The following is a 3,397-nucleotide window of genomic DNA, read 5'->3' as shown; positions in this document are numbered from 1 at the left end:
TAGCAATTACTACCGCAGTTATAGCCCATTATCACCCAGCCGGGGCAGCGGCGAACGAACGATCCGGGCTACCCGACAGGAAAGACAAACCTTGGAACCCCGATCTGTTCTCAATCCCACCCTACCACAAATAATTTTTCGCGTCCTAGCTGACAGTAAAGCGATCGATCTCAGTCAGAGTTTAGCTGATGTTAACTTTCATTGGTTAGAGTCTTTAGAAGAGGTAGTCACGGCAGCAATTAAATTAGCCTAGAATCAGTGATCAGCAGCCATTCTCATTTTGAAATAAATAGAGCATTAACCCCGATTTTGGAAGGCAAAATATAGTAGAAAGTGACTATTTTTCAGGGAGAGGCGATCACTAAAAAAACAATTGGTTGGATAGATTAAGTATAAATACTCAAGCAATCAAAGGGATTGGCTGAGAACGAACGGGGTAAATTCAGGAAGATAGTTCTGTTTTTAGAATAAGGAATTCAAGGGAAATAAAAATTTATAATTATTGTCAGCTAAGGTAAAATGGGTGAGTTAGAAATCCACCAGCACGTCAAATTATTCCAAGATGGCTCAAAAAGCGGCAACCCTAGAAATTTCGGAATTAATGCAATTTTTACGTCAAGAATTACATGATTTACCCGATGAGAGGAAACCTGGAAATAATACAAAATATCAGGTAGAAGATGCCGTGATGGCTGCATTTTCAGTCTTTTTTACTCAGTCGCCGTCTTTTTTAGACCATCAACGTTTAATAAAAAGCAATAAGGGAAAAGATAATGCTGAAAGTTTATTTTCAATTGAAAAAATTCCTGGGGATAATCAAATAAGAAATCTGTTAGAGCCAGTGCCAGCCTCTACCGTCTCTAGGACTTTTCAAAAAGTCTATCAATGGTTAAAGGAAAAGGGAGTTTTGAAAAAGTTTCTCTACTTAGATGGAGAAATTTTAGTGGCATTAGATGGCACAGAAATTTCTCATCTAAGAAAATTAATTGCCCTCATTGTAATTGTCGTAATCATCGAAAGGGAACTACAACTTATTTTCATGGCTGTGTCACACCTAGGGTGGTTTCTCCTAATCAAAAACAAGTAATTAATTTAGAGCCAGAATTCATTAAAAAAACAAGATGGGCATCAAAAACAAGACTGTGAAAATGCGGCCGTTAAAAGATGGTTAAATAAGAATCATAACTTCTGTTTAGACTAATTTGCAGCCCAAATTGGCACAGCTAGGGATAAAAGACTGAGAAAGAGATAAAAAGCACGATGAAGGATTAAGATGCGGTCTTTTTCGATTTAGGCGGGGCAGAATAGCGTTTTTTGACCGTAGGATCAGGGATTTTTGGAGTCCGTTTTTTGCCTTTAGGCCAGCCCTGGGATTTTCCTCGGGTTTTGGGGAAACAGGCGGGTGTACCAATCACCGCTAAAATTGCCCCAAAACCCTGAGCGACCCTTCCAGGAGTCAGAGAGTTTTGTGGAAGAGGCTTCTGCCAAGGTAAAGGATTATCTTGTACTATCTCACGAGCCAGCCATAACTACCAAGTCAGTAGAGGCATCAAATCGCGACCAGATTGCCCTTGTTCGGGAGTTGAAAGTTTGGGTAAAGTCCAGTGTAATCTTTGCGAGTGCGAAGCGATTCGAGTGATCGATGTTAATGGGACTTAGGCGTTTTCGGTCAGCAAAAAAGGCTCAAACCATTACGGGACAAAGGGTTAACCTCGATTTATGATTTTCCTTGATATATCTGGGTTTCAGCGATTTTGGGCTTCTCGAAGTAAATCCCAGGCGGGGATTGGAGTTGAGGCTTTTCTCGATTTGTTTTTTGTCTAAGTCTCATTATGTGGACTTCGGTGGAATTATAGAGGAAGAAGGCACATTCTGTGGCTATACCATTCCGACCCGTCTGCGGATTGGATGGTACTTTGGCACTGAGCGGTTTGAGTCAGAGGGTGAGTTTTTCCGAGTCACGATTGATGATGCAATCTATCGGTAGAACGATCGGACATCAATAAAGAAATTACAGCCAACTTTGTAGAATGAAGTACAGCCAAAGTAAGGAGGGACTACGGGTGTGTGGCAAGTGATATGGAATACTGTGCTATCGGAATTCTCCGAGATCACCGATGTGGCTCAAATTATCCGCATCATTTTACGCTTCCTGCTTGCGGCGATCCTTGGTGGTCTCCTGGGGTACGATCGGGAGATCAAGGGCAAGGCGGCAGGGTTGCGAACGCATATGCTGGTTTCTTTCGGGGCAGCACTCTTCGTCCTCATTCCTCAACAATCTGGGGCATCGATCGCAGATTTAACTCGTGTGTTGCAGGGCTTGATCGCTGGGGTGGGATTCCTTGGGGCCGGATCGATCATTATAGGAAGGCACCAAGAGGAGGCTAAGGGGATGACCACGGCGGCGGGCATATGGCTAACGGCGGCCATCGGCGTAGCGGCAGGGATGGGGCGAGAAGCGACGGCCATTCTCAGCACTCTCTTAGCCTTGGGAATCTTATCCTTAATTCCCAAGGTCGAACGGTTGTTTGAACGCCGTGGAAGGAGGAGTTAAACGGGGTCGGAGTATTCGGGCGGATAGGGGTTGAAGATGTACAAGTAGTTCATACCCGCGTTAAACTGCATATCTTGCCCCATGCCGTTGGAGCCCAAAGATGATCAAAATTTCCGTTGATTCACAGGTGTCGTTTTCTCGATCCTTGGTTTATGCCACCTATCGGGACAAGCTGATGGAGTTGGGGCCGTATCTGCCCAATGTGCGATCGCTGCAACTCAAGTCTCGCCAGGAAGCGGAGCGACTGGTGCGACTGGTGCTGGAGTGGCATGGGGGTGGGGACATCCCAGCCGCTGCTCGGGCACTTTTGAGTGAAGAACTGTTCACTTGGACGGAATACGATATCTGGGACAACAATGAGTTTACTGTAGACTGGCAAATTGAAACCCATGCCTACCGAGAGGCGGTGTTTTGCGCTGGCAAGAACCGCTTTCTGGATCGAGGCAATTGCACATTGGTGGAAAGCCGAGTCGAAGTGAGGATTGACCTCAGCGCAGTTCACAGTGTGCCCCCCTTCTTGCTCAGTCGCTTAGTTCACCTAGTCGAAGAGCTTCTGGCCAAAAAGATTGAACCGAATCTGGTGCAGATGGGACAGAGTGTGCAGAAATATCTGGAGCAAACGCAGAAAACCCAGTAACGCCAGGAAAGGGATAGACTATGGGGTAGCGATCTGGAAGTAGTGGTGAGTCGAATTGCTTATTTATACCATTTTTCTAAATTCCTGACAGACATAGAGCTTCTAAAATCCAAGACCATCCCGTCAAATACCCGATCGTGTCATTGGATAGAGAATTTAAAAGATGGTAAAGTTTACTTCTTAAGTTATCAAGGGAGTTAAAATTG

At 44.8% G+C, this 3,397-nt stretch carries 2 protein-coding genes and 4 pseudogenes; 4 read left to right on the top strand and 2 right to left on the bottom strand.

The annotated features are described in order from the left end of the window. Both IM485_RS21535 and IM485_RS21530 read left to right on the top strand, forming a co-directional pair. Positions 1-253: pseudogene (locus IM485_RS21535) on the top strand (ATP-grasp domain-containing protein); the annotation flags it as partial. 309 nt (positions 254-562) lie between these two features. After that, positions 563-1,183, top strand: a pseudogene (locus tag IM485_RS21530) (ISNCY family transposase); the annotation flags it as partial. An 85-nt stretch (positions 1,184-1,268) separates the two neighbouring features. Here IM485_RS21530 and IM485_RS21525 read toward each other — a convergent pair. Continuing rightward, positions 1,269-1,644 (bottom strand): annotated as a pseudogene (locus tag IM485_RS21525) (NF041680 family putative transposase); the annotation flags it as partial. Between the two features lie 421 nt (positions 1,645-2,065). Between IM485_RS21525 and IM485_RS21520 the strand changes: the two are divergent. Next, entirely contained in the window at positions 2,066-2,554 is a 489-nt protein-coding gene (locus tag IM485_RS21520) for an MgtC/SapB family protein (RefSeq protein WP_004159254.1), read from the top strand. 100 nt (positions 2,555-2,654) lie between these two features. Next, positions 2,655-3,191 carry a hypothetical protein gene (locus IM485_RS21515; protein WP_002803214.1) on the top strand — a complete coding sequence of 179 codons (537 nt, stop codon included), beginning with the start codon at positions 2,655-2,657 and terminating at the stop codon, positions 3,189-3,191. Positions 3,192-3,267: 76 nt separating this feature from the next. Here the strand turns inward: IM485_RS21515 and IM485_RS21510 are convergent. After that, positions 3,268-3,397, bottom strand: a pseudogene (locus IM485_RS21510) (IS630-like element ISMae27 family transposase); the annotation flags it as partial.

Origin of the sequence: Microcystis sp. M169S2 (genome assembly GCF_020245865.1) — a bacterium.
GTDB classification, from domain to species: domain Bacteria; phylum Cyanobacteriota; class Cyanobacteriia; order Cyanobacteriales; family Microcystaceae; genus Microcystis; species Microcystis ichthyoblabe_A.
Note: the sequence above shows the minus strand (reverse complement) of the source record. Positions and strands in the feature narration are given on the sequence as shown.

Coding starts and splice junctions, on each gene's coding strand:
- IM485_RS21515 (WP_002803214.1), top strand. CDS start 2,655: ATGATCAAAATTTCCGTTGATTCACAGGTGTCGTTTTCTCGATCCTTG.